Origin of the sequence: Pseudomonas duriflava (assembly GCF_007830155.1) — a bacterium.
Taxonomy (GTDB): Bacteria; Pseudomonadota; Gammaproteobacteria; order Pseudomonadales; family Pseudomonadaceae; genus Chryseomonas; species Chryseomonas duriflava.
In genome coordinates, this window is the sequence record NZ_VLKY01000004.1 from 24,492 (window position 1) to 49,051 (window position 24,560).

27 protein-coding genes are annotated in these 24,560 nt (G+C 52.0%); 19 read left to right on the forward strand and 8 right to left on the reverse strand.

The annotated features are described in order from the left end of the window. Positions 1-45: 45 nt before the first annotated feature. The 5 genes from IQ22_RS06440 to IQ22_RS06460 all read right to left on the reverse strand — a co-directional run bounded on the left by IQ22_RS06440 (position 46) and on the right by IQ22_RS06460 (position 4,558). Positions 46-1,542, reverse strand: coding sequence for an RNA polymerase factor sigma-54 (locus IQ22_RS06440; protein WP_145139818.1), 1,497 nt, complete (start codon positions 1,540-1,542; stop codon positions 46-48). Between the two features lie 106 nt (positions 1,543-1,648). Then, entirely contained in the window at positions 1,649-2,377 is a 729-nt protein-coding gene (gene lptB / locus IQ22_RS06445; protein WP_145139821.1) for an LPS export ABC transporter ATP-binding protein, read from the reverse strand. Beyond that, a complete protein-coding gene (gene lptA, locus IQ22_RS06450; protein WP_145139824.1) occupies positions 2,374-2,919 on the reverse strand; it encodes a lipopolysaccharide transport periplasmic protein LptA in 546 nt (181 codons plus the stop codon). Before lptA ends, lptB begins: the two co-directional genes overlap by 4 nt. Beyond that, positions 2,906-3,478, reverse strand: a complete 573-nt coding sequence (gene lptC, locus IQ22_RS06455) for an LPS export ABC transporter periplasmic protein LptC (RefSeq protein WP_145139827.1) — start codon at positions 3,476-3,478, stop codon at positions 2,906-2,908. The genes lptA and lptC overlap by 14 nt, the downstream gene beginning before the upstream one ends. Before the next feature lie 105 nt (positions 3,479-3,583). After that, positions 3,584-4,558: a KpsF/GutQ family sugar-phosphate isomerase gene (locus IQ22_RS06460; RefSeq protein ID WP_145139830.1), complete on the reverse strand. Its 975-nt coding sequence runs from the start codon at positions 4,556-4,558 to the stop codon at positions 3,584-3,586. 206 nt (positions 4,559-4,764) lie between these two features. Here IQ22_RS06460 and IQ22_RS06465 point away from each other — a divergent pair, with 206 nt between their 5' ends. The 10 genes from IQ22_RS06465 to hisC all read left to right on the forward strand — a co-directional run bounded on the left by IQ22_RS06465 (position 4,765) and on the right by hisC (position 12,577). Continuing rightward, entirely contained in the window at positions 4,765-5,574 is an 810-nt protein-coding gene (locus IQ22_RS06465; RefSeq protein ID WP_145139832.1) for an ATP-binding cassette domain-containing protein, read from the forward strand. Then, positions 5,574-6,368 carry a lipid asymmetry maintenance ABC transporter permease subunit MlaE gene (mlaE, locus tag IQ22_RS06470; protein ID WP_145139835.1) on the forward strand — a complete coding sequence of 265 codons (795 nt, stop codon included), beginning with the start codon at positions 5,574-5,576 and terminating at the stop codon, positions 6,366-6,368. The genes IQ22_RS06465 and mlaE overlap by 1 nt, the downstream gene beginning before the upstream one ends. Beyond that, on the forward strand, positions 6,368-6,841 hold the full coding sequence (gene mlaD / locus IQ22_RS06475; RefSeq protein ID WP_145139838.1) for an outer membrane lipid asymmetry maintenance protein MlaD: 474 nt from the start codon (positions 6,368-6,370) through the stop codon (positions 6,839-6,841). Before mlaE ends, mlaD begins: the two co-directional genes overlap by 1 nt. 10 nt (positions 6,842-6,851) lie before the next feature. Continuing rightward, complete coding sequence (locus IQ22_RS06480; RefSeq protein ID WP_145139842.1) at positions 6,852-7,499, forward strand: MlaC/ttg2D family ABC transporter substrate-binding protein; 648 nt, start codon at positions 6,852-6,854, stop codon at positions 7,497-7,499. Next, positions 7,496-7,804 (forward strand): STAS domain-containing protein, encoded by a 309-nt coding sequence (locus IQ22_RS06485; RefSeq protein WP_145139845.1) that lies wholly within the window; start codon positions 7,496-7,498, stop codon positions 7,802-7,804. The genes IQ22_RS06480 and IQ22_RS06485 overlap by 4 nt, the downstream gene beginning before the upstream one ends. A gap of 99 nt (positions 7,805-7,903) precedes the next feature. Next, positions 7,904-8,143 carry a BolA family protein gene (locus IQ22_RS06490; RefSeq protein WP_145139848.1) on the forward strand — a complete coding sequence of 80 codons (240 nt, stop codon included), beginning with the start codon at positions 7,904-7,906 and terminating at the stop codon, positions 8,141-8,143. Between the two features lie 22 nt (positions 8,144-8,165). After that, complete coding sequence (gene murA / locus IQ22_RS06495) at positions 8,166-9,431, forward strand: UDP-N-acetylglucosamine 1-carboxyvinyltransferase (RefSeq protein WP_145139851.1); 1,266 nt, start codon at positions 8,166-8,168, stop codon at positions 9,429-9,431. A gap of 6 nt (positions 9,432-9,437) precedes the next feature. Continuing rightward, positions 9,438-10,073: an ATP phosphoribosyltransferase gene (gene hisG, locus IQ22_RS06500; protein WP_145139854.1), complete on the forward strand. Its 636-nt coding sequence runs from the start codon at positions 9,438-9,440 to the stop codon at positions 10,071-10,073. A gap of 124 nt (positions 10,074-10,197) precedes the next feature. After that, a complete protein-coding gene (gene hisD / locus IQ22_RS06505) occupies positions 10,198-11,508 on the forward strand; it encodes a histidinol dehydrogenase (RefSeq protein WP_145139857.1) in 1,311 nt (436 codons plus the stop codon). A gap of 4 nt (positions 11,509-11,512) precedes the next feature. Next, complete coding sequence (gene hisC / locus IQ22_RS06510; protein WP_145139860.1) at positions 11,513-12,577, forward strand: histidinol-phosphate transaminase; 1,065 nt, start codon at positions 11,513-11,515, stop codon at positions 12,575-12,577. Positions 12,578-12,598: 21 nt separating this feature from the next. Here hisC and IQ22_RS06515 read toward each other — a convergent pair whose 3' ends face one another. After that, a complete protein-coding gene (locus tag IQ22_RS06515) occupies positions 12,599-13,771 on the reverse strand; it encodes a S1C family serine protease (RefSeq protein ID WP_145139863.1) in 1,173 nt (390 codons plus the stop codon). Positions 13,772-13,899: 128 nt separating this feature from the next. Between IQ22_RS06515 and IQ22_RS06520 the strand changes: the two genes are divergently transcribed. From IQ22_RS06520 to cysN, 3 genes are all read left to right on the forward strand, one after another. Beyond that, complete coding sequence (locus tag IQ22_RS06520; RefSeq protein WP_145139865.1) at positions 13,900-14,658, forward strand: Nif3-like dinuclear metal center hexameric protein; 759 nt, start codon at positions 13,900-13,902, stop codon at positions 14,656-14,658. A gap of 117 nt (positions 14,659-14,775) precedes the next feature. Continuing rightward, entirely contained in the window at positions 14,776-15,693 is a 918-nt protein-coding gene (gene cysD, locus IQ22_RS06525) for a sulfate adenylyltransferase subunit CysD (protein ID WP_145139868.1), read from the forward strand. Position 15,694: 1 nt separating this feature from the next. Beyond that, positions 15,695-17,593, forward strand: a complete 1,899-nt coding sequence (gene cysN, locus IQ22_RS06530; protein ID WP_145139871.1) for a sulfate adenylyltransferase subunit CysN — start codon at positions 15,695-15,697, stop codon at positions 17,591-17,593. Positions 17,594-17,654: 61 nt separating this feature from the next. On the opposite strand, the gene IQ22_RS06535 is transcribed toward cysN, so the two are convergent. Next, positions 17,655-18,092 carry a Z-ring associated ZapG family protein gene (locus IQ22_RS06535; RefSeq protein ID WP_145139874.1) on the reverse strand — a complete coding sequence of 146 codons (438 nt, stop codon included), beginning with the start codon at positions 18,090-18,092 and terminating at the stop codon, positions 17,655-17,657. A gap of 135 nt (positions 18,093-18,227) precedes the next feature. On the opposite strand from IQ22_RS06535, the gene IQ22_RS06540 reads away from it, so the two are divergent. From IQ22_RS06540 to nfi, 4 genes are all read left to right on the forward strand, one after another. Further along, entirely contained in the window at positions 18,228-18,860 is a 633-nt protein-coding gene (locus IQ22_RS06540) for an alpha/beta hydrolase (RefSeq protein ID WP_145139877.1), read from the forward strand. Between the two features lie 90 nt (positions 18,861-18,950). Continuing rightward, positions 18,951-20,303 (forward strand): tryptophan--tRNA ligase, encoded by a 1,353-nt coding sequence (locus IQ22_RS06545; protein WP_145139880.1) that lies wholly within the window; start codon positions 18,951-18,953, stop codon positions 20,301-20,303. 105 nt (positions 20,304-20,408) lie between these two features. Continuing rightward, positions 20,409-21,503, forward strand: coding sequence for a cell division protein ZapE (zapE, locus tag IQ22_RS06550; RefSeq protein ID WP_145139883.1), 1,095 nt, complete (start codon positions 20,409-20,411; stop codon positions 21,501-21,503). A gap of 90 nt (positions 21,504-21,593) precedes the next feature. After that, the gene (gene nfi / locus IQ22_RS06555) at positions 21,594-22,274 is read left to right on the forward strand and encodes a deoxyribonuclease V (RefSeq protein WP_145139885.1); all 681 of its coding nucleotides are present in this window, start codon (positions 21,594-21,596) and stop codon (positions 22,272-22,274) included. Positions 22,275-22,425: 151 nt separating this feature from the next. On the opposite strand, the gene IQ22_RS06560 is transcribed toward nfi, so the two are convergent. Then, positions 22,426-23,463 carry an NADP(H)-dependent aldo-keto reductase gene (locus IQ22_RS06560; RefSeq protein ID WP_145139888.1) on the reverse strand — a complete coding sequence of 346 codons (1,038 nt, stop codon included), beginning with the start codon at positions 23,461-23,463 and terminating at the stop codon, positions 22,426-22,428. A gap of 223 nt (positions 23,464-23,686) precedes the next feature. Here IQ22_RS06560 and rplM point away from each other — a divergent pair, with 223 nt between their 5' ends. Together rplM and rpsI are read left to right on the forward strand one after the other, a co-directional pair. Further along, positions 23,687-24,115 carry a 50S ribosomal protein L13 gene (gene rplM, locus IQ22_RS06565; RefSeq protein WP_145139891.1) on the forward strand — a complete coding sequence of 143 codons (429 nt, stop codon included), beginning with the start codon at positions 23,687-23,689 and terminating at the stop codon, positions 24,113-24,115. A 15-nt stretch (positions 24,116-24,130) separates the two neighbouring features. Beyond that, positions 24,131-24,523, forward strand: a complete 393-nt coding sequence (gene rpsI / locus IQ22_RS06570) for a 30S ribosomal protein S9 (RefSeq protein WP_145139894.1) — start codon at positions 24,131-24,133, stop codon at positions 24,521-24,523. Positions 24,524-24,560 lie beyond the last annotated feature (37 nt).

Genomic DNA, 24,560 nt, shown 5'->3' on the forward strand with positions numbered 1-24,560 from the left:
CCGTACAAGCCGACGCCTTGAAGAGGCTCTGGCAGCGTTGCGCCGCTAGACCAGTCGCTTGCGTTCGCTTGATGGGGCTATGCCCAGCGATTCGCGATATTTGGCAACGGTACGGCGGGCAACTTGTATGCCCTGTGACTCCAGTAAACCAGCGATCTTGCTGTCACTCAATGGCTTTTTTGCATTTTCCGCAGCAACTAGCTTCTTGATGATTGCGCGAATGGCTGTAGACGAGCATTCTCCACCCTCCGCCGTATTCACATGACTAGAGAAAAAGTACTTTAGCTCATAAATACCACGTGGCGTATGCATGAATTTCTGCGTGGTAACACGCGAAATGGTTGATTCATGCATACCTACAGCTTCGGCAATATCATGTAGCACAAGAGGCTTCATTGCCTCCTCGCCATACTCTAAAAAACCACGCTGATGCTCGACAATCTGTGTTGCCACCTTCATCAACGTCTCGTTGCGGCTTTGCAAGCTCTTGATGAACCAGCGCGCCTCCTGCAATTGGTTACGCATAAAGGTGTTGTCAGCACTGCTATCAGCGCGTCGGACGAAGCCGGCATACTGAGCATTTACGCGTAGCTTGGGAACAGCTTCCTGATTCAGCTCAACGAGCCAGCGGTCATTATGTTTGCGAACGATAACATCGGGTATGACATATTCCGCCTCGCCAGACTCGATTTGTGAGCCGGGGCGTGGGTGTAGGCTTTGGATGAGCTCGATAACTTGGCGGAGCTCATCTTCCTTGAGTTTCATGCGGCGCATCAGCTGGCTGTAATCACGGCTACCTAGAATATCCAGGTAATCGCTGGCCAGCCGCTTGGCTTCGGTAAGCCAGGGAGTCTTTGCAGGAAACTGATTGAGTTGCAGCAGCAGGCATTCGCGTAGATTGCGAGCCCCAATTCCTGCCGGCTCGAATTGCTGGACGCGCCGTAATACAACTTCGACTTCGTCGAGCTCTACCTCAAGCTCCGGGTCGATCGAGGAGAGGATATCTTCAAGAGACTCTTCCAGATATCCATCATTATTGATGCCATCAATAATTGACAGGGCAATAACGCGATCGGTATCAGACATCGGTGCCAGATTCAGCTGCCACAGCAGATGACTCTGTAGACTTTCCCCCACTGAAGTGCGTGCGGTGAAATCCCATTCATCATCTTCCGAACTAGGCAGGTTGCTGGCGCTCGTCTGATAGACATCCTCCCAGGCAGTATCTACTGGCAGTTCACCAGGAATACGATCGCTCCACTCGGACTCATCCACATCCGGCATATCCACCGTCGTGGTCGTATCCTTGAAAGTAATTTCCTGATTGCCGGGGGTAGGCAACTCATCACCATTGGCAAGCGGGTCGACATGATCGAAATCGTCACCTTCCTCTTGCCGCTCGAGCATTGGATTGGATTCCAAGGCCTCCTGAATTTCCTGTTGAAGATCCAGCGTAGAAAGCTGTAGTAATCGAATGGCCTGTTGCAGCTGAGGGGTCATGGTCAGCTGCTGGCCCATCTTTAAGACTAACGATGGTTTCATGGCTGCGGGCTTAGCACCTTATCTACAGACGCGAACTGCGCCACGGAGCCCACCAGATAACTTGGCAGGGATGAGCAAATTATATGCCTGGTTTTTGCCTTTTTGCCTAGAGGCGGAATTCATGCCCCAAATACACGTCTTTAACGAGTGAGTTGGCCAGTACGCTTTCGGCGTCCCCCTCGGCAATGAGTTGGCCATCGCTCACGATGTAGGCGGTTTCGCAGATTGTAAGTGTTTCACGTACGTTATGGTCTGTGATTAGAACCCCAATTCCTTTGGCTTTCAAATGGCGAATGATCTGTTTGATATCGCCAACAGAAATGGGGTCAACCCCGGCAAAAGGCTCGTCCAGTAAGATGAACTTAGGAGCAGTCGCCAACGCTCGGGCGATTTCCACACGACGACGCTCGCCTCCCGAGAGACTCATTCCCAGATTGTCCCTAATATGGGTGATATGGAACTCTTGGAGGAGAGATTCAAGCTCTTGGGCGCGGCCATGACGATCTAAGTCTTTACGCGTCTCCAGAATAGCCATGATGTTATTGGCTACGGTCAGCTTACGAAAAATTGAAGCTTCCTGAGGTAAATAACCAATCCCAGCCCGTGCGCGGCCATGCATAGGGAGGTGAGTTACATCAGTATTGTCAATTAATACGCGGCCATGATCAGCCTTGACCAGCCCTACTATCATGTAAAAGCAGGTGGTTTTCCCAGCTCCGTTAGGGCCAAGCAAGCCAACAATCTGCCCGCTTTCGATCGTAAGGCTAACGTCCCGCACTACCTGCCGGTTCTTGTAGCTCTTGGCCAGGTGCTGGGCTTTGAGCGTCACTGTCATTGGGCTTGTTCCGAGGACTGATTTCGATTCTTGGGCTGAATGACCATGTCGATACGTGGTCTGGGCGTAGTGATCTGATTGCCATTGGCACGTCCAGCGTTTACAACCTGACGCTGTGTATCGTAGACAATCTTCTCACCTTCAAACGTGTTGCCTTGTTGTACAACTTTGGCCTGATCAATCAGGATAATGCGGTTTTGATCAGCATAATATTGAATCGTCAGGCCATAAGCCTGAACTATATCTTTATCAGCTGAGGGTTTCTGCTCGTAGTAGGCAGGCTTACCTACAGCAGTAGCTACCTTGATATTGCCATCGGCATCTTGTGTGATGGTAACGGTATTGCCGGTAATCCGCATCGAGCCCTGGGTAATGATGACGTCGCCACGGTAAACCGCTACATGCTGCTTGTCGTCCAGTTCAGCACTGTCCGCCTGTACGCGGATGGGCTGGTCTCTATCGGAAGGCAGTGCCCAAACATTCGCGCTGCCCAAGGTAGCGGTCAGGGACAATAAAAAAGGAAGGGATTTAACGAACCTCATGCTGGCCTCTTACTTTGGACAGCAGGAGCATTCTGCCGTCGTTCAGGTACGCTTTCATTCCTAGCGCCGTGGTCACGCCATTGGCGGCCTCGATTCTAACGGCTTGCTCGGTTTGAGCATAATCTTTATCGGGAAAAACGGTGAGTCGTGTAGTCGTGAGAACAGTCGATCGGCCCTTGGCATCCGTTCGCTCGACACGCACATCATCGATCAGTTCGGCCTGACTGCCTCCTGGTGCCACTTCGGCACGGACGCTACGCATATGCCAGGGCAAATCAGTGCCTCGATAGGCCAGCACGTCGGGACGCGTCACGTGAGTAATATCAGTCGCTTCCACATGGTCTAATCGCTCGGAGGTCATTTCATATTGCACTTTACCGTCGGGGCGATACTGTATTGCACGTGCATTAATAGCAAAGGCATCAATCCTGCTGTCGGACACGCTCGTCGTTTCAGCTGGATTGATAAAGCGTTGCGGCAATAGATTCCAATAACCTATAGCTGCTAAGACAAGGGCAATAAGTCCATATGACAGTGGTTTTCGCAAGGTGCGGAACATAAGTTAAGGCCTATATAAGCCGGGCATATGAAGTGCCCCTGTGGTGCCTGAGCAGACAATGACATGCCGGGCAGAATATTGGATCATGCTGGTGTCTGCTCATGCCTACATGACCCCTGCACGTAGCAGGTCGTGCATATTCAGTGCACCTACAGGTCGGTCTGTTTCGTCCACAACAACCAAAGCGTTTATCTTGTGATCCTCCATGATCTTAAGTGCTTCGGCCGCAAGCATGTGAGGTTTTGCTGTTTGTCCATGAATCGTCATGACATCGTCAATTAGAGTCGAGCGAATATCGATTCCCCGATCCAGTGAGCGGCGTAAATCTCCATCGGTAAAAATGCCGGCTAAGGTTCCGTCCGCCTTCTGAACGACCGTCATACCAAGGCCCTTGCGCGACATTTCGAGTAGGGCTTGGCTTAATGAGGTGCCTGTCATTACGCAAGGAAGACGGTCGCCTACATGCATAACATTTTCTACCTTCAAAAGCAGTCGTCTGCCTAGTGCCCCGCCAGGATGGGAAAAGGCAAAATCTTCGGCCGTAAAACCGCGGGCTTCTAAAAGGGCTATTGCGATTGCATCGCCAAGAACCAAGGTGACCGTGGTAGAGGAGGTTGGGGCAAGATTCAGTGGGCAGGCCTCCTGGGCAACACTGGTGTCCAGGTTCACGGTTGCAGCCTGCGCAAGCGGTGAAGAGGGATTGCCTGTCATGCTGATCAGGGTAAGGCCCATGCGCTTGATTAATGGCAACAGGGTAATGATCTCTGGTGTCGACCCTGAATTGGACAGCGCTAACACAATGTCATCACGAGTGATCATGCCCATGTCGCCATGGCTCGCTTCAGCCGGATGTACGAAAAAGGCTGGTGTTCCGGTGCTGGCCAGAGTGGCAGCGATTTTATTGCCGATATGGCCGGATTTTCCCATCCCTAGCACGATCACACGGCCTTTAGACGCTAGCATCAACTCGCAAGCGTTCACGAAGCGGCCGTCGATACGTGAGCGAAGCGCATTTACCGCCTCAACTTCATTCTTAATCGTACGGTTGGCGGACTCTATGAAATTTGAGAAGGATGACATCGGTCTGATAAAGGCGCTGATAAGAGTTAAAAGGATGAAAGTATAACGTTAAACCGCGAGTTCCTCCTATGGAAACGCTTGGAATTATCCTTTGATTGGGGGGCAGGTGACGTAATGTTATAGTTCTTCCCTTATCGGGCGGACCTGAACGTGCCTTGATCGTAGATTGGAGCGTCTTTTAGGGATGCGATTAGCTAGGAGTTTAGATGAGCACCGATAGCACGTATGCCGTCGAGCTTAGAGGTGTGACCTTCAAGCGTGGCGAGCGTACTATCTACGACAATGTTGATATACGGATTCCACGCGGCAAGGTGACTGGAATCATGGGGCCCTCAGGCAGTGGCAAGACCACGCTATTGCGGTTGATTGCCGCTCAGCTTCGTCCCGATCGTGGTGAAGTCTGGGTTAATGGTGTCAATTTGCCTACCTTGACTCGAAGTGAGTTGTTCGATTTGCGCAAGCAGATGGGCGTACTCTTTCAGAGTGGAGCGTTGTTTACCGATCTTGACGTTTTTGAGAATGTAGCCTTTCCCTTGCGGGTCCATACGAAGCTTCCCGATGAGATGATTCGGGACATTGTATTGATGAAGCTGCAAGCCGTGGGTCTGCGTGGCGCGCTTGATCTGATGCCGGATGAGCTGTCGGGCGGTATGAAGCGTCGTGTGGCTTTAGCGCGTGCCATTGCCCTGGATCCGCAAATTCTTATGTATGACGAGCCGTTTGTAGGACAAGACCCTATTGCTATGGGCGTTCTGGTACGTCTGATCCGCTTACTAAACGATGCGTTGGGGCTGACTAGTATTATCGTTTCCCATGATCTGGCTGAGACAGCCAGTATCGCGGACTATCTCTACATCGTAGGTGATACGCAGGTTCTGGGGCAGGGAACGCCTGCAGAACTCAAGGAGTCCACGGACCCTAGGGTTCGTCAGTTTATCAAGGGCATACCTGACGGACCTGTCCCATTTCACTTTACGGCTGCCGATTACCGTGAAGACCTGCTAGGGAGGCGTTGATGCGTCGAAATTCCTTACTTGAGCGTATCCGCCTTGTTGGTCGCGCCGGCCTCGATGTGCTGGCCGCGTCTGGCCGCTCGTCCATTATGTTGGGGCAGGCCCTGGTCGGGCGCTCCGGTGCTGGCAAGGGCTGGCAGTTGTTGGTCAAGCAACTCTATGCGGTTGGTGTGCTCTCGTTGCCGATTATCCTGGTGTCTGGATTTTTTATCGGCATGGTGATCGCGCTTCAAGGTTACAACATCTTGGTAACCTACGGCTCTGAGGAAGCGGTGGGGCAGATGGTTGCCTTGACCTTGCTGCGGGAGTTGGGCCCTGTCGTTAGTGCCTTGCTGTTTGCAGGGCGTGCCGGTTCAGCGTTGACCGCCGAGATTGGCAACATGAAATCCACCGAGCAGCTTTCTAGTCTTGAAATGATCGGTGTAGACCCGCTTAAGTACATCGTAGCGCCACGGCTGTGGGCAGGGTTTATCTCGCTGCCCTTGCTGGCTGCCATTTTTAGCGTGGTTGGCGTGTGGGGGGGCGCAATGGTAGCCGTAGATTGGCTAGGCGTTTTCGAAGGATCGTTCTGGGGCAATATGCAGAACAGTGTCCAGATGACGGACGTGATCAATGGTGTGATTAAGAGCCTAGTCTTTGCCTTCGTTGTTACCTGGATTGCCGTGTTTCAGGGATATGACTGTGATGCCACGTCCGAAGGCATCAGTCGTGCTACGACTCGTACCGTTGTTTATGCCTCGCTTGCCGTGCTGGGCCTTGACTTCATTTTGACTGCTTTGATGTTTGGAGATATTTGATGCAAACCCGCACCCAGGAAATTGGTGTTGGCCTCTTTCTGCTCGCTGGACTGCTGGCCTTGTTGCTATTGGCGCTGCGTGTGAGCGGGTTGACGGTTGGTCAGCATGATGACACGTATAAGGTCTATGCCTATTTCGATAATATCGCCGGGCTGTCTGCTCGGGCTAGGGTCACTATGTCTGGTGTGACGATCGGAAAGGTCACGGCTGTAGATTTGGATCGCGATAGCTATATGGGTCGGGTAACGATGCAGATTGATAAGCGGGTTGACAATATTCCCGTTGACTCAACGGCCTCAATTCTCACGGCAGGCCTGCTTGGTGAAAAGTACATCGGCATTAGCGTAGGGGGCGATGAAGAGGTCATTAAGGAGAATGGAACTATTCGCGACACTCAATCGTCGCTCGTACTGGAAGATCTAATTGGAAAGTTCCTTCTTAACTCGGTCAATAAAGACTCTAGCGACAAGTAAGGATTTAACAATGCTTAAAATGATGCGTAAGGCTTTGCTCGTGATGCTAGCGGCGCTGCCTTTGGTAGCAGCTGCGGCTCCCTCGGCTCATGATGTGATTCAGCAGACTACTGAGAAGCTGTTGGCGGATCTGCAAGCTAACAAGGAAACCTATCGGACTAATCCCGATGCGTTTTACACCTCATTAAACAATATCTTGGGACCGGTTGTAGATGCTGAAGGTATCTCACGCAGCATCATGACCGTTAAGTACAGTCGAAATGCAACACCGGAGCAAATGACACGCTTCCAAGAAAATTTTAAGCGTAGCCTTATGCAATTCTATGGCAATGCTTTGCTGGAATATGACAATCAAAGCATCAAGGTCCTACCGGCGGGTAATCAGGCCCCCGAGCGCACAAGCGTTGGAATGGAAGTGCGTGATAGTAGAGGTACCGTTTACCCGGTGTCCTATACGATGGTCAACCAGGGCGGTCAGTGGAAGGTTCGTAACGTAATTATCAATGGCATCAATATCGGTAAGTTGTTCCGTGACCAGTTCACGCAGTCGATGCAGAATAATGGTAACAATCTCGACAAGGTTATCGATACATGGGCCAGTACCGTAGCTCGTGCCAAGGATTCGCCTGAAGCTCAAAAGGCGAAGGTCGGCTCATGAGCCGTTCAACGCTGAGCGAAAAGGTTCCAGGTGTCTATGCTCTATCAGGCGTTCTGGATCATGACAGCGTAGTAGAGTTGCGTAAGGAGGGGCAACGGTTGCTGACAGCAAGCACCGCTTCTTCCATTGTCATTGATTGTGAGGACGTCGAGCATGCAAACAGTGCTGGGCTGTCTTTATTGTTAGCTTTTCAGCGTGATGTGTTAAGCGCCAGCAAGACGCTCGAAATCTGGCATCTGCCTGATGAAATGAAGCAGATTGCGGGTGTATGCGGATTGCTAGATATCCTGCCGCTTTCCCACTGAAGTGATTGATAGGCCCTCCGCTCGTACCTTGGGGTTCGCAGGTGGAGGGCTTTTTTGTATGATGTCCGGCTACGGGCATAGACTGCCAGGAGGTTGTGCATGCAGGCTGAAGAGGTTAAGCGCCTACTGGAGGCGAAATTAACTAATACCCAGGTCGAAGTAGAAGGCGAAGGCTGCAATTTCCAATTGAATCTGATCGGAGATGAGCTCGCTGCGCTTAGCCCCGTGAAGCGCCAGCAAAGCGTCTATTCCCACCTCAATTCATTAATTGCAGACGGCAGCATTCATGCTGTCACGATGAAATTCTATACGCGCGCCGCTTGGGCAGAACGAGCTTGAGTTCGGCGCCGCCGAGATACCTATGGATAAATTAATTATTACCGGTGGCGCCAGCCTCAACGGAGAAATCCGTATTTCAGGCGCCAAAAACTCTGCATTACCCATTCTGGCAGCCACTCTGTTAGCCGACACGCCTGTAACGGTTTGCAATCTGCCACATCTGCATGACATCACTACGATGATCGAGCTTTTCGGGCGCATGGGTGTTCAACCTGTTATCGACGAAAAGCTTAACGTCGAGGTCAACGCCTCCACGATCAAGACGTTGATTGCTCCTTATGAGCTGGTTAAGACCATGCGCGCCTCTATTCTGGTGTTGGGGCCTATGCTGGCTCGCTTCGGCGAGGCCGAGGTGGCTCTTCCTGGCGGCTGCGCGATTGGCTCTCGCCCGGTTGACCTGCACTTGCGTGGTCTGGAGGCGATGGGCGCTAAAATCGAGGTAGAGGCTGGCTATATCAAAGCCCGGGCGCCTGAAGGCGGTTTGCGCGGCGCGCATTACTTCTTTGATACTGTCAGTGTAACCGGTACCGAAAATATTCTGATGGCCGCTACGTTAGCTAAGGGACGTAGCGTAATTCAAAATGCTGCACGCGAGCCTGAAGTCGTTGACTTGGCTAATTGTCTGATAGCAATGGGTGCCAATATCCAAGGTGCCGGAACAGACACTATTATTGTCGAGGGTGTTGAACGCTTGGGCGGTGCTCGTTATTCGGTACTGCCAGACCGTATCGAAACGGGTAGTTACCTGGTGGCTGCTGCTGCCACCCGTGGGCGGGTGAAACTCAAAGATACCGACCCTACTATTCTAGAAGCTGTTCTGCTTAAGCTTGAGGAAGCAGGCGCTCATATTTCAACTGGTTCGAACTGGATCGAGTTGGATATGAAGGGTAACCGTCCCAAAGCCGTCAATTTGAGAACAGCGCCTTACCCGGCGTTTCCTACCGATATGCAGGCTCAATTCATTTCGATGAATGCTGTAGCGGAAGGTACCGGCACGGTTGTCGAGACGATTTTTGAAAACCGTTTCATGCATGTATACGAAATGACACGTATGGGGGCCCAGATTGCGGTTGAGGGAAATGCCGCCATCGTGACGGGTATTCCGCATCTTAAAGCGGCTCCGGTCATGGCCACAGACCTGCGTGCATCGGCCAGTCTGGTTATCGCTGCGTTAGTGGCTGAGGGCGATACGCTAATTGATCGGATCTACCACATCGATCGTGGCTACGAGTGCATCGAGGAAAAGTTACAACTGTTAGGTGCGAAAATCCGCCGTGTTCCGGGTTGAACCGCTATGTTAACTATTGCGTTATCGAAAGGACGCATTCTGGATGATACGCTGCCCTTGTTGGCAGCGGCCGGAATTGTTCCCACGGAAAATCCAGATAAGAGTCGCAAGCTGATTATCCCTACTAGCCTGGACGATGTACGTTTGCTCATCGTGCGGGCCACGGATGTGCCTACTTATGTAGAGCATGGAGCAGCGGATCTGGGAGTCGCTGGCAAGGATGTCCTTATGGAATATTCCGGCCAAGGGCTTTATGAGCCTCTGGATTTGCGTATTGCCCAATGCAAGTTAATGACGGCCGGAGCGGTAGGCGCGTCTGAGCCCCGAGGCCGACTGCGTGTGGCGACTAAGTTCATTAATGTTGCCAAGCGTTACTATGCAGAACAAGGGCGTCAGGTCGACATCATTAAGCTGTATGGCTCTATGGAATTAGCCCCGCTCGTAGGTTTGGCAGATAAAATCATTGATGTGGTCGATACTGGCAATACCTTGCGGGCCAATGGTTTAGAGCCTCAGGAACTTATCGCTCATATCAGTTCGCGACTGATCGTTAACAAGGCGTCGATGAAAATGCAGCATGCCCGTATTCAGGCATTGATTGATGTGCTGCGTATAGCAGTTGACGCACGACACCAGGCATAACTCATTACGCGGCCTATGTCGCGTCCGCCTATCCGTGTCATAGCCAAATTCTCAGGTACCCACACGGCAGGGCTGGTAGTCTAGCGGTGCCTGAGAATAGCCATTATCGACAAGAGGCTCCGCTATGACTGCTCCGATTGCACTTCGCCGACTCGACGCTGCCGATCCTGATTTCGCTCGTCATCTGGATCATCTGCTGAGCTGGGAAAGTGTTTCCGATACCAGTGTCAATCAGCGGGTGCTGGGCATTATCGAGGCAGTGCGTACTCAAGGTGATGCCGCACTGGTCGAGTTTACCCAGCGTTTCGATGGTCTTAATGCCGCCTCGATGGCTGAGCTGATTCTGCCTCGTAAACGATTGGAGCTGGCACTTGATCGCATCAGTGCTGAGCAGCGTGCTGCGTTGGAGACGGCCGCGGCTCGAGTCCGCCGTTATCATGAAAAGCAGAAGCAGGATTCCTGGCGCTATACCGAGGCCGATGGGACTGTTTTGGGACAGCAGGTTACCCCTCTGGATCGTGCTGGTCTGTATGTTCCAGGAGGCAAAGCATCTTATCCGTCGTCTGTTTTGATGAATGCGATACCGGCTAAAGTAGCTGGAGTGGCAGAAGTCGTTATGGTAGTACCGACTCCTCGTGGTGAGATCAATGAGCTAGTCTTGGCGGCTGCGTGTATTGCAGGCGTAGATCGGGTCTTCACTATTGGAGGTGCCCAAGCTGTTGCGGCCTTAGCGTACGGCACGGAAAGCGTACCGCGTGTAGATAAAATCGTTGGCCCAGGTAATATCTATGTTGCGACGGCTAAGCGCCATGTATTCGGGCAGGTAGGTATCGACATGATTGCTGGCCCCTCCGAAATTTTGGTGGTATGCGATGGGCAGACCGATCCCGACTGGATTGCCATGGATCTGTTCTCTCAGGCCGAGCATGATGAAGATGCTCAGTCGATTTTAGTGAGTCCTGATGCAAGTTTTCTGGAGTGGGTCGCCGAAAGTATTAATCGGTTACTACCGACGCTAGAGCGAAAGGAGATTGTCCGTACTTCGCTGGAGTCGCGTGCTGCCTTGATCCATGTTGCGGATATGCAGCAGGCATGTACGGTGGTCAATCGCATCGCTCCTGAACATTTGGAACTTTCGGTAGCTGATCCCGAGTCTTGGCTGCCTCATATCCGACATGCAGGTGCCATTTTTATGGGTCGTTATACCGCTGAGGCTTTGGGTGATTATTGTGCAGGCCCTAATCACGTATTACCAACTTCTGGAACGGCGCGCTTCTCGTCTCCATTGGGAGTTTATGATTTTCAGAAGCGTTCTTCGCTGATTTTCTGTTCGCCGGACGGCGCCTCGGAGTTAGGTAAGACTGCTTCGGTGTTGGCGCGTGGGGAATCGCTGACTGCACACGCACGTAGTGCAGAATACCGGATCAAGGAGTGATGAGATGAGTGATTTCTGGAGCCCCTTCGTTAAGAATCTGGTGCCTTATGTGCCAGGTGAGCAGCCAAAGATTGCCAATTTGGTCAAGCTCAATACCAATGAAAACCCTTACGGCCCCTCTCCTCAGGTCATAAGTGCCATTCAGGCTGAATTAAACGATAGCCTGCGCCTGTACCCTGATCCCGATGGGGAGCGATTGAAGCAAGCGATTGCCAAGCATTATTCGGTAACGGCGGAGCATGTTTTTGTAGGTAATGGATCGGATGAGGTGCTAGCGCATATCTTTCACGGCTTGTTTCAGCATGAAGGACCGCTGCTGTTCCCTGATATTTCGTACAGCTTCTATCCTGTTTATTGTGGGCTTTATGGGATTCCTTTTGAGGCTATCCCACTAAATGATGAATTCCAGATTCAGGTAGAAGACTATCAACGTCCTAATGCTGGCATCATCTTTCCCAACCCCAATGCGCCTACTGGCTGTCTATTGGCACTTGACGCCATTGAGGCGCTACTCAAGGCCAATCAGCGCTCGGTTGTAGTAGTCGATGAAGCCTATATCGACTTTGGTGGCGAAAGCGCGATTGCGCTGGTAAATCGCTATCCCAATCTTTTGGTCACCCAGACATTGTCTAAGTCACGATCCCTAGCTGGGTTGCGGGTAGGTTTGGCGGTGGGACATCCAAGGTTGATTGAAGCATTAGAGCGGATCAAAAACAGTTTCAATTCTTTTCCGCTGGATCGCTTGGCTCTCGCTGGCGCTACGGCTGCGTTCGAGGACCAGGATTACTTTGAGAAAACATGTCAGGCAGTTATCGAGAGCAGAGCCTGCCTTGTAGCGGATCTTCAGGCGCTTGGGTTCGACGTTCTGCCTTCTGCAGCCAATTTTGTCTTTGCTCGTCATCCTCACTATGTAGGTGAAGAGTTAGCAGCTGCGTTGCGTGAGCGTCACGTACTGGTTCGCCACTTCAAGCGACCTCGCATTGATTCGTTCTTGCGTATTACCATAGGTACTCCCGAGCAGAATGCTGCGCTGGTTGCAGCACTCAAGGACTATGGCGTTCATCAATAATTACTCCTGATAAAACGGCGCTTATGAAGCGCCGTTTTTCGAAGACTCGGGGGTTGGAGGTTCAGCAGGCTCCACAGGCGGGCGTAAACCGATAATGGCAGTTAGCGTCAGGGGTTTGCCGTTACGAAGGACTTCAATAGCAATATTGTCCCCAGGACGCTTGCGTGCCACCTGATTCATAGACTGACGACCATCCTGGGCAGGCTCGTCGCCAAGCTTGAGAAGAATATCGCCGGGTTGCAATCCAGCACGTTGTGCTGGGCCGTTGGGGTAGACGCCTGATACCACTATCCCGTCTTCGCCTGGCAGGTTGTAAGAGGCTGCCAATTCGGGAGTAAGTCTCTCTACCTCCACGCCAAGCCAGCCACGGATAACCTGACCATGTGCGATGATGGATTGCATAACGTCAACAGCCAGTTGAATAGGGATTGCAAAGCCGATTCCTTGCGATCCTCCTGAGAGAATGGCTGTGTTGATACCAATCAGATTCCCGTTGGCATCGATCAACGCGCCGCCTGAGTTTCCTAAATTGATAGCCGCGTCGGTTTGTATGAAGTCTTCATAAGTATTCAGCCCTAACTGGTTACGCCCGGTAGCGCTGATAATTCCCATGGTGACGGTTTGGCCTACACCGAACGGGTTGCCGATTGCCAATGTGATATCACCAATACGGATTTTTTCGGAGTGGCCGAGAGAAATGGCCGGTAAATTGGCCAAGTCGATTTTGAGTACGGCCAAGTCTGTATCCGGATCGCTGCCGATAAGACGCGCTACGGTCTGGCGACCGTCCTGAAGTGCAACCACGATGGTATCGGCATTCGCTGTAACGTGGTTATTGGTGAGCAGATAGCCCTCGTGGCTCATGATAACGGCTGACCCAAGGCTAAGTTCTTCGTTGCCTTGGGGAGGGTTCCTGTTGAAGTAGTGTTTGAAAAGCGGGTCGTCCTGAATAAGCGAATGGGGTTTCTGGCTATGTTTGGTTGAGCGTAGCGAGACAACAGCTGGCGCGGCCTTGCTAGCAGCATCTGCATAGGATACCGGGCCTTGCAGACGGCTCATTGAAGGTTGAGCCTCTTCGAGACGAACCTGCTGTCGTGGCAAGCCGACCCATTCGGGAAACCGGAGAATAACAATCGTCGCGAGCAGTAGCCCTGCCACGATGGGCCAGCTGAAAGAGCGCAAGGCCTTGTACATTATATTGCGAGTCCTTGTTGCGAGGCCGAAAAGGGAGCGATAAGGTGCGGCCATTATACATACGGGTCTTGTCTGCTCTATACGCGTGATACGTGGACAGCGGACCCCGCCCGGTTAAGGAGTAGATGATGACTTTGCCGTTGATGACTCTGGTAAGGGAAACGGATCGTTATTTGGATGTAGCTTCTATCAAAGACTATTGCCCTAATGGTCTACAGGTCGAAGGCCGCTCTACTGTAAGCAGGATTGTTACTGGGGTAACGGCTAGTCAGGCATTGCTAGACGCTGCGGTAGAGGCGAAAGCGGATGCAGTATTGGTCCACCATGGGTATTTCTGGAAAAACGAAGACGCGCGAATCATTGGAATGAAGCAGCGTCGTCTAAAGACCTTGTTGGCTCACGATATCAGTCTACTGGCGTATCACTTGCCTCTGGATCTGCACCCGGAAGTAGGTAACAACATTCAGCTGGCCAGGCGATTGGGTATAACAGTCCACGAGGGGCTGGAGCCTGGTAATTCACGGTCTATTGTCTTGCGCGGCTCGCTTGCCGAGCCTATAGATGCCGCTGCGTTTGCCCGTCATGTCGCCTCTATACTGGGACGTGAGCCCTTGGTCATTGAAGGAACAAGACCGATCGAGCAGATTGCTTGGTGTACAGGAGGTGCGCAAGGGTATATCGATCAAGCGATTGCGGCCGGAGTTGATGCCTATCTAACAGGGGAGGTATCGGAGCAAACTGTCCATAGTGCTCGGGAAAGCGGAATAAGCTTTTTCGCTGCGGGGCACCATGCTACTGAGCGATATGGTGTGCAAGCTTTAGGAGAGTATTTGGCTGCACAGTTCGATCTTGAGCATTTGTTTATCGATATACCAAATCCTGCTTGAATATATCTATATATAATTTGGTTCTAAGCAAGGGCCTGATTATAAGAGTAATGCTGTGGTATCGTGAGTATTCGTCTACGGCCCGCTGGCCGTCCCTCCGCAATTCCGTGAGTAGCCATGCTCGATAAACTGACTCATCTGAAACAGCTTGAGGCGGAAAGCATCCACATCATTCGTGAAGTGGCCGCCGAGTTCGATAATCCAGTGATGCTGTATTCCATCGGTAAAGATTCCGCTGTGATGCTGCACTTGGCACGTAAGGCCTTTTTTCCGGGCAAACTGCCGTTCCCAGTGCTGCACGTTGATACTGGATGGAAATTCAAGGCCATGTATGAATTCCGTGACCGTATGGTCAAGGAAATGGGCCTTGATCTATTGGTGCATCAGAACCCGGAAGGGGTGGCCCAAGGGATTAATCCGTTCACTCATGGCAGCGCCAAGCATACTGATATCATGAAAACCCAAGGTCTCAAGCAGGCGTTGGATAAATACGGTTTCGATGCAGCCTTCGGTGGTGCTCGGCGTGATGAAGAGAAGTCACGTGCCAAAGAACGTGTCTATTCGTTTCGTGATACCAAGCACCGCTGGGATCCTAAGAATCAACGTCCTGAGCTCTGGAATATCTATAACGGCAAGATCAACAAAGGCGAATCCATTCGTGTATTCCCTTTGTCCAACTGGACCGAGCTAGATATCTGGCAGTACATCTATCTAGAAGGTATCCCAATCGTTCCGCTGTATTTTGCGGCTGAGCGCGAAGTCATCGAAAAGAATGGCACCCTGATCATGATCGATGATGAGCGTATTCTTGAACACCTCTCAGATGATGAAAAGGCGCGCATTCGTAAGCAGCAGGTCCGTTTCCGTACGTTGGGCTGCTACCCATTGACGGGAGCGGTCGAATCCTCTGCCGCTACGCTGCCAGAGATTATCCAGGAAATGCTGCTGACTCGAACGTCCGAGCGCCAGGGTCGTGTTATCGATCATGATGGTGCCGGTTCGATGGAAGAGAAGAAACGTCAGGGGTATTTCTAATATGTCGCACCAATCCGATCTGATCGGCCAGGACATCCTGGCTTACTTGGCCCAGCACGAGCGCAAGGAGCTTTTGCGCTTCCTGACGTGTGGCAATGTTGATGACGGCAAGAGCACCCTGATCGGCCGCCTGTTACATGACTCCAAGATGATCTACGAAGATCATCTTGAAGCGATTACACGCGATTCGAAGAAAGTCGGAACTACAGGTGAAGAGGTTGACCTTGCTCTGCTGGTAGACGGTCTACAGGCCGAGCGGGAACAAGGCATCACTATCGATGTGGCCTACCGCTATTTCTCGACGGCCAAGCGCAAGTTCATCATTGCCGACACGCCTGGTCATGAGCAGTACACTCGCAACATGGCGACCGGTGCGTCGACTTGTGATCTGGCGATCATCCTGATCGATGCACGATACGGTGTGCAAACTCAGACGCGTCGTCATAGCTTTATTGCCTCGCTGCTAGGTATCAAGCATATCGTTGTCGCTGTGAACAAGATGGATCTGCTGGGCTTCGACGAGGCTGTTTTCGATAGAATCCGTGCGGACTACCTATCTTTTGCCGAGCGTATCAACCTGGGCGCCAAAGACATACATTTCGTGCCGATGTCTGCCCTGAAGGGTGACAATGTGGTCAATCGCAGCGAGCAGACGCCGTGGTACACCGGCAAGCCGCTGATGGAAATTCTGGAAACGGTGGAAATCGCGGCGGACCGTAACGTTACCGATATGCGTTTTCCGGTCCAGTACGTCAATCGGCCTAACCTGAACTTCCGTGGATTTGCCGGTACGCTGGCGTCCGGTATTGTCCATAAGGGTGATGAAGTTGTGGTTCTGCCGTCCGGCAAAAGTAGCCGGGTGAAGTCCATTGTCACTTACGAAGGCGAGTTGGAGCAGGCCATCCCTGGGCAGGCTGTAACCTTGACGCTTGAAGATGAGATAGACATTTCCCGCGGGGACTTGTTGGTTCATCCAGATAACCGTCCGCAGGTTAGCGATAGTTTTGAGGCTATGTTGGTCTGGATGGCAGAAGAGCCAATGCTGCCAGGTAAAAAATACGACATCAAGCGCGCTACCAGCTATGTGCCTGGCTCGCTGCCTAGCATTGTTCACACAGTTGATGTGAATACCCTTGAAAAAGGACAGGCTAGTCAGCTGAAGCTTAATGAGATCGCTCGCGTTAAGGTCAGTCTGGATGCGCCCATTGCATTGGATAGTTACGAGCGTAACCGTACAACGGGTGCCTTCATTGTCGTTGATCGTCTTACCAATGGTACCGTAGGCGCGGGGATGATCATTGCGGACTCGAGTGCATCTGGCACAGGTACTCTGCTCGGTCATCAGCTGCATGTGGCAACGGAGGAGCGTGCTGCCCGTTTTGGTCAGCAGCCAGCTACAGTTTTGTTCACAGGCCTATCGGGCGCTGGCAAGAGTACGTTGGCCTATGCTGTCGAGCGTAAACTATTCGATGCGGGTCGGGCGGTTTATGTGCTGGACGGTCAAAATCTTCGACATGACCTTAATAAAGGATTGCCGCAGGATCGAGCCGGGCGTCGCGAAAACTGGTTGCGTGCGGCTCATGTGGCACGTCAGTTCAATGAGGCGGGCTTACTGACCTTGGCGGCTTTTGTGGCGCCAGATGCTGAAGGGCGTGAGCAAGCCAAAGCTCTGATTGGTGCCGAACGGTTTATAACCGTATACGTCCAGGCATCTCCCCAGGCCTGTCGTGAGCGGGATCCTCAGGGACTATACGCTGCCGAAGGCGACAATATCCCAGGAGAGTCCTTCCCTTACGATGTTCCGCTAGACGCTGATCTGGTCATCGATACGCAAAGTGTGTCGGTTGAGGAGGGCACGCGTCAGGTGTTGGCCTTGTTAAAGGCTCGCGGCGTAATCTAATCCGGCGAAAAGAAAAAGCCCGGCTACGATGCCGGGCTTTTTTATGGATCGAATTTATTGATCAAGGGCGGTTTTTTAAGCCGTAGGTTTCGTCTAGCGTGCTACTGCCATCTTCGCCTTTAGGCGCGTAGTCTTTAGGCGCTTCTGCCGGAGAATCCAGGCGATCACGGGACGATGGATAGCTATTTTGATTGTGCAGGGCTGCCAGCAGGCGCTGACGGGTTAGTTCATCCAGGGCGAGACGGCTGGCGCCATCGGACAGATGTTCCTGCACGTCCTGGTAGTTCTGGGTTAGCTTCTTGACCAGGCCAGCCGTAGTGCTGAAGTGGCTCGTTACTTCGCGCTGATAGGCATCGAAGCGTTCCTGGAGATCGTCTAGTTGGCGTTGAACACGGCTGGGGGCGGCACCGGGTAGTAATCGTGCGATCAGAAAGCCAATGCCTATCCCTACGATCAAGGCAATGACAGGCAGTAACCAAGTAGTCAGGGACTGTTCCACAAATCTTCCTCTTTTAACGGCTTTTGCATTACGGTAACGGCTTCATGCTGCGCTTGTATACTCTCCTATAGTAAATAAGCCGCGCATTCAGCGAGCTAGACGAATCGGCTCGATACCGGGTCACGGAGTTCAAGTTTGTCCGCACGAGAAATCCCTCTTATGATCGAAGGCCCCGCAGGGGCTCTGGAAGGCTTGCATTACCACCATCCTGAGGCTAAGGGGTTGGCTATTATCTGCCATCCCCATCCTTTGTTTGATGGAACCATGCATAACAAGGTCGTTTCAACCTTACAGCGCACTGCTCGGGATGCAGGTTTCTCTACCTTGCGCTTTAATTTTCGCGGCGTTGGGCAAAGTGCCGGGCAGTATGGCGAAGGGCAAGGGGAAATTGATGACGCGTATGCTGCTGCTCATTGGCTTTTAAAAAATCATGCCGAATTGCCATTGACGGTTCTGGGCTTTTCATTTGGTGGGTGTGTTGCCGGATGCCTGGCTGGACGCCTTGAGAAAGAAGGCGCTTCCCTGGCCCGCTTGTTTATGTTGGCCCCATCGGTAGAACGCTTCGATGTTGAGAACAAGCTGCCCTTGGCCTGTCCGATAACAATTATTCAGCCGGATGCTGATGAAGTCGTCACGCCTGCTCGCGTGTATGCCTGGGCAGAAACTCTTGATCAGTCACATGAGTTGATCAAAGTGCCTGAGTGCAGCCACTTTTTTCATGGCAAACTGACCGACCTCAAAGCCTTAATCCAGCCGCGTTTGGAATAGCAGGCGGACTCGTCTTTCGGATAGATTCCGGACACCCTTAACCGGCAGCTGTAGCAAGCGGTTGCCTTGGATGAGAATGCATTTTACGCCATGACTACACGTATTCTTACCGGTATTACTACCACCGGTACGCCCCATCTCGGTAACTATGCCGGTGCCATCCGCCCCGCTATTGTGGCAAGCCGGGCGGCCGATGCCGATTCTTTTTATTTTTTGGCTGACTATCATGCCTTGATCAAGTGTGATGATCCGCTGCGTATTCAGCGTTCCCGTTTGGAAATTGCTGCCACTTGGCTGGCTTGCGGTCTGGATCCAGATAAGGTGACTTTTTATCGTCAGTCAGATATTCCGGAAATTCCTGAACTGACCTGGCTTTTAACGTGCGTAACAGCCAAAGGGTTGCTGAACCGTGCTCATGCCTACAAGGCTTCCGTGGATAAGAATGTGGCCGCAGGAGAGGATCCAGATGCTGGTGTGACCATGGGACTTTATAGCTATCCGGTCCTCATGGCTGCGGATATTCTTATGTTTAATGCGCATCGAGTGCCGGTCGGGCGGGATCAAATCCAACATGTAGAAATGGCACGGGACATTGCCCAGCGTTTTAACCATTTGTTTGGTGCTGGCAAAGAATTCTTCGCGCTGCCCGAGGCCCTAATCGAGGAGACTGTAGCGACATTGCCAGGTCTTGATGGCCGTAAGATGTCGAAGAGCTACGACAACACCATTCCATTGTTTGGAACATCCAAGCAGCTTAAGGATGCTGTTAACCGTATCGTGACGGACTCGCGTCAGCCTGGTGAGCCAAAGGACCCGGATAATGCTCATCTTTTCACGCTTTACCAAGCCTTCGCTACGCCTGAGCAGGCCGCAGTATTTCGCGCTGATCTTTTGGATGGTCTGGCTTGGGGGGAGGCTAAGCAACGCCTGTTCCAGCTACTGGAAGCCGAGCTGGGCGAAGCGCGTGAGCATTACATTGCATTGATTAGTCGGCCCGACGATATCGAGGATATTTTGCTAACTGGTGCGGCCAAGGCACGAAAAATCGCTACGCCATTCCTGGGCGAGCTGCGTGAGGCTGTCGGGCTGCGCTCCTTGAGCGCACAGGCCGGTGCTGGAAAAGTTAAGAAAAAAGCCGATAAGCGAGCTCGTTTTGTCAGCTTCCGTGAGGAGGATGGTAGTTTCCGTTTCCGTTTCCTGGCAGCTGATGGTACCCAGCTACTACTCTCCAAGGCTTTTATGGACCCTAAGGCCGCCGGACAGATGACTCAGCGCTTGCAGGCAGAAGCAGACACACTTGAGCTGCAGCCTGGCGACGCACAGTTTACGGTAGGCCTGAAAGGAGAGGTTATTGCTCAGAGTCCATCCTTCGATACGATGGAAGAGCAGCAGCAGGCTATGAGTACCTTGCGTAAAGCGCTTGCCGAATTGGTTGCTGAGTAAGGCGCGTGGTGAGGCGACTGTCTGAAACGCATAGTTGCCTCGTTCATTGTCAATCTTGGAGCTCGTCGCTAAAGTGAGCTCCCCTTCGAATCTATGCAGCTTGTCATGACACCCTTAGAGCGCTACAAGGCTGACCTCGAACGCCCCGATTTCTTTTATGATTCAGCTCAAGAGCAGGCGGTTAAACACCTCCAGCGTCTGTACGATGAGTTAGTCAATCAAGCGGACCCAAAGCCTGGCTTGTTTAGCCGTCTACTCGGCAAAAAGCCTTCAGGTCCTGTAAAAGGATTGTACTTCTGGGGAGGGGTAGGGCGTGGCAAGACTTATTTGGTCGACACGTTCTACGATGCGTTGCCCTTTGATAGGAAGATGCGTACCCACTTTCACCGCTTCATGAAACGAGTCCATGAAGAGCTTAAGACTCTTAAGGGTGAAAAGAATCCGCTAACTATCATCGGTAAGCGTTTCGCTGACGAGGCTCGGGTTATCTGTTTCGATGAGTTTTTCGTGTCAGATATTACCGACGCGATGATCTTGGCCACACTTCTCGAAGAGCTGTTCAAAAATGGGGTAAGTCTGGTCGCTACGTCGAACATCGTCCCTGATGGTCTTTATAAGGATGGTTTACAGCGAGCCCGCTTCCTTCCTGCTATTGAATTACTCAAGCAACACACTGAAATCGTCAATGTTGACAGCGGCATCGATTATCGATTGCGCGCCTTGGAGCAAGCGGAGCTGTACCACTGGCCACTGAGCGAGCGCGTTGAGGCTGAAATGGCCAAGAGCTTCAAGTCGCTTACGATCGAGTGCGGAAATGCTTCAGTGGGTGAGCCCTTGATTATTGAGAATCGGGAAATCAAGCCACGAAAGACATGCGATGATGTCGCCTGGTTCGAGTTTCGTGAGCTGTGTGATGGGCCGCGAAGCCAGAACGATTACATTGAGTTGGGCAAGATTTTCCAGGCGGTGCTGATTTCCAATGTCGAGCAGATGAATGCGACAAAGGACGACATGGCGCGCCGCTTTATTAACTTGGTCGACGAATTCTACGACCGCAACGTCAAGCTGATCCTGTCGGCCGAAGTCGAGCTTAAAGATCTGTATAAAGGGGGACGTCTTGAGTTCGAATTTCAGCGCACCCTAAGTCGACTTCTTGAAATGCAGTCTCACGAGTACCTGTCGCGAGCACACAAACCGTAACCCAAAGGCCGCTTCTGCGGCCTTTTTGTTTTTGGAACCGGGCCGATTACTCTGGGTTCAAATGAGGGAACAGTAGGTGCTGGAGTAAATGTGAGCACGTCACCTTTCATCGATTGGGACGGTACCCCGGCTGCGGCGCGCAAGCAGCAGGTTGAGCTGGCCAAACAGGTCAAGCTTTATGATGATTTCCTGCCGCTTCGACTGATTGCGGGGGTCGATGTAGGCTTCGAAGAAGGAGGAGCTATCACGCGTGCAGCGGCGGTTCTTCTGAATGCCGAAACGCTTGATCCTATTGCCCAAGCGCTAGCGCGTATCCCCACCACTATGCCCTATATACCAGGACTGCTCTCTTTTCGAGAGCTGCCAGCTATCCTGCAGGCGCTGTCTGAGCTTCCCCATACGCCGGACCTAGTCTTTTGCGACGGGCATGGCATTGCGCATCCGCGACGGTTAGGTATTGCTGCGCACTTGGGGGTTGTAACTGGATTACCCACCATCGGTGTAGCAAAAAAAATTTTGACTGGTAGTCATGAGCCTTTAAGTGACTTAAAAGGCAGTTGGGTGGATCTGTTGGTTAAAGGTGAAGTAATTGGTACCGTTTTGCGTAGCAAGGACAAAGTGAAACCCTTGATCATATCGCCAGGCAATCGGGTTAGCCTTAAAACTGCTCCCGAGCTTGTCATGGCCTGTGTTCGAAAGCATCGTCTACCTGAACCGACCCGGCTGGCCGACCGGTTGGCGTCGCGCCGGGGGATAGCAGTCGATACATAGGGACAAGGAGAACTGTTTATCTCCTAGTACATAAAGTCGTATATGTAAATTGGTTCATCTGCATGGGGTGAGGAGCTAGCGTACACTGCGGTATGGTAGCTCCTCGGTCCCTGAGCATCTGGTTAGCGCTTTTGGAAAGGCGCTATAAAAGTCACGGGGCTGGGTTAGGTTGGGTCTTGTGAATAGACTCGATTCCAGCAATGACTTCTTCTGGTAACGTCAGGTCAATGCTGTCCAGATTACTTTGCAACTGCTCTAGTGATGTTGCGCCAATAATGTTGCTAGTAACGAACGGGCGCCTCGTGACATAGGCCAGTGCCATCTGAGCAGGGTCCAGATTGTGCTGTTTTGCCAGCTGCACATACTGTTCACAGGCTCGTACGGTTTCGGGATTGTTATAGCGTGTGAAACGGCTAAACAGGCTCAGGCGAGCGCCGTCAGGCTTGGCACCATTGGCATACTTACCCGTTAACATGCCGAACGCCAGAGGAGAATAGGCCAGCAGGCCGCATTGCTCGCGAATGGCAATCTCAGCGAGGCCTACTTCGAATGAGCGATTCAGCAGGTTATAAGGATTCTGTATAGAGACCGCGCGTGGCCAGCCACGTTGTTCGGCTAGCTGAAGGAAGCGCATTGTGCCCCATGGCGTCTCGTTGGATAATCCAATATGGCGAATCTTGCCAGCCTTGACTTGGTCATCCAGTACTTCGAGCGTTTCCTCCAGGGGGGTAAAACTATTATCGTTATGGATATAACCGAGCTTGCCAAAAAAATTGGTTTCCCGGTCCGGCCAATGCAATTGATACAAGTCGATTCGGTCAGTTTGCAAGCGCTCAAGGCTACCATCAAGGGCCGCAACGATGTGTTGACGATTGTGCTTTAGGTTACCGTCGCGAATGTGCGTAATGTTATTGCCCGGGCCGGCTACTTTACTGGTCAGGATCCACTGGTCGCGTGTGCCGCGTTTTTTGAAATAATTGCCGATTATTCGCTCCGTTTGCCCATAAGTTTCGGCGCGAGGCGGAACCGGATACATTTCTGCGGCATCCATGAAATTAATACCGGCATCGGCTGCATGATCAATCTGAAGAAATGCATCGTCCTGTGTATTTTGCTCGCCCCAGGTCATTGTGCCCAGGCATAGTGCGCTAACAGTAATATCGGTACGGCCAAGTTTACGGTAATACATTAAATTGCCTCGTTTGGAATTTAAGTGGTTGCTATTTTCGCAGTAATCGTCATAATTCCGCACCTTTATCGACGGGGGATGCCTAGCCTGTCGATTCGCCGTGGCGGACGCGCTGACCCGAGCCCCCGATAGCGTCTGTTTCCGGCTGCCCTTGACTTGTCAAGGATCGTACTGTTCTGTAAGATTTGCCGTCTTTTTTCAGGCGGCCCTGAGGCCATAACGAATGAAAACCTTCACAGCAAAACCGGAAACTGTTAAGCGCGACTGGTATGTCGTCGACGCTGCCGGCCAGACCCTGGGTCGTCTGGCTACTGAAATTGCTAGCCGTCTGCGCGGTAAGCATAAGCCGGAATACACCCCGCATGTTGATACTGGCGATTATATCGTTGTTATCAATGCCGAGCAGGTACGTGTAACTGGCGCCAAAACTACCGACAAGATGTACTACCACCACTCCGGTTTTCCGGGTGGTATCAAGTCGATCAACTTTGAAAAGCTGATCGCTCGTGCTCCTGAGCGTATTATTGAAACCGCAGTTAAAGGTATGTTGCCGAAGAACCCGCTGGGTCGCGACATGTACCGTAAGCTGAAGGTTTATAAGGGTGGCGTTCACCCGCATACCGCTCAGCAGCCTCAAGAACTGAAGATTTAAACGGGATAGTACATCATGTCGGCGACTCAAAATTACGGTACTGGCCGTCGTAAGACAGCTACCGCTCGCGTTTTCCTGCGTCCGGGTACTGGCCAGATTTCCATCAATAACCGCACTATCGACGTATTCTTTGGTCGTGAAACTGCTCGCATGGTTGTTCGTCAGCCGCTCGAGCTGACCGAAACCCTCGAAAAGTTCGATGTATACGTGACTGTAGCGGGCGGCGGTGTTAGCGGCCAGGCTGGTGCAATTCGTCATGGCATTACTCGTGCACTGATCGAATATGATGAGACCTATCGCAGCTCCCTGCGCAAGGCGGGTTATGTTACCCGTGATGCGCGTGAAGTCGAGCGTAAGAAGGTCGGTCTGCGTAAAGCGCGTAAGCGTCCGCAGTACTCCAAGCGTTAAGCCAAACAGCTTCGCCTGCAAAAACCCAGCTTCGTTG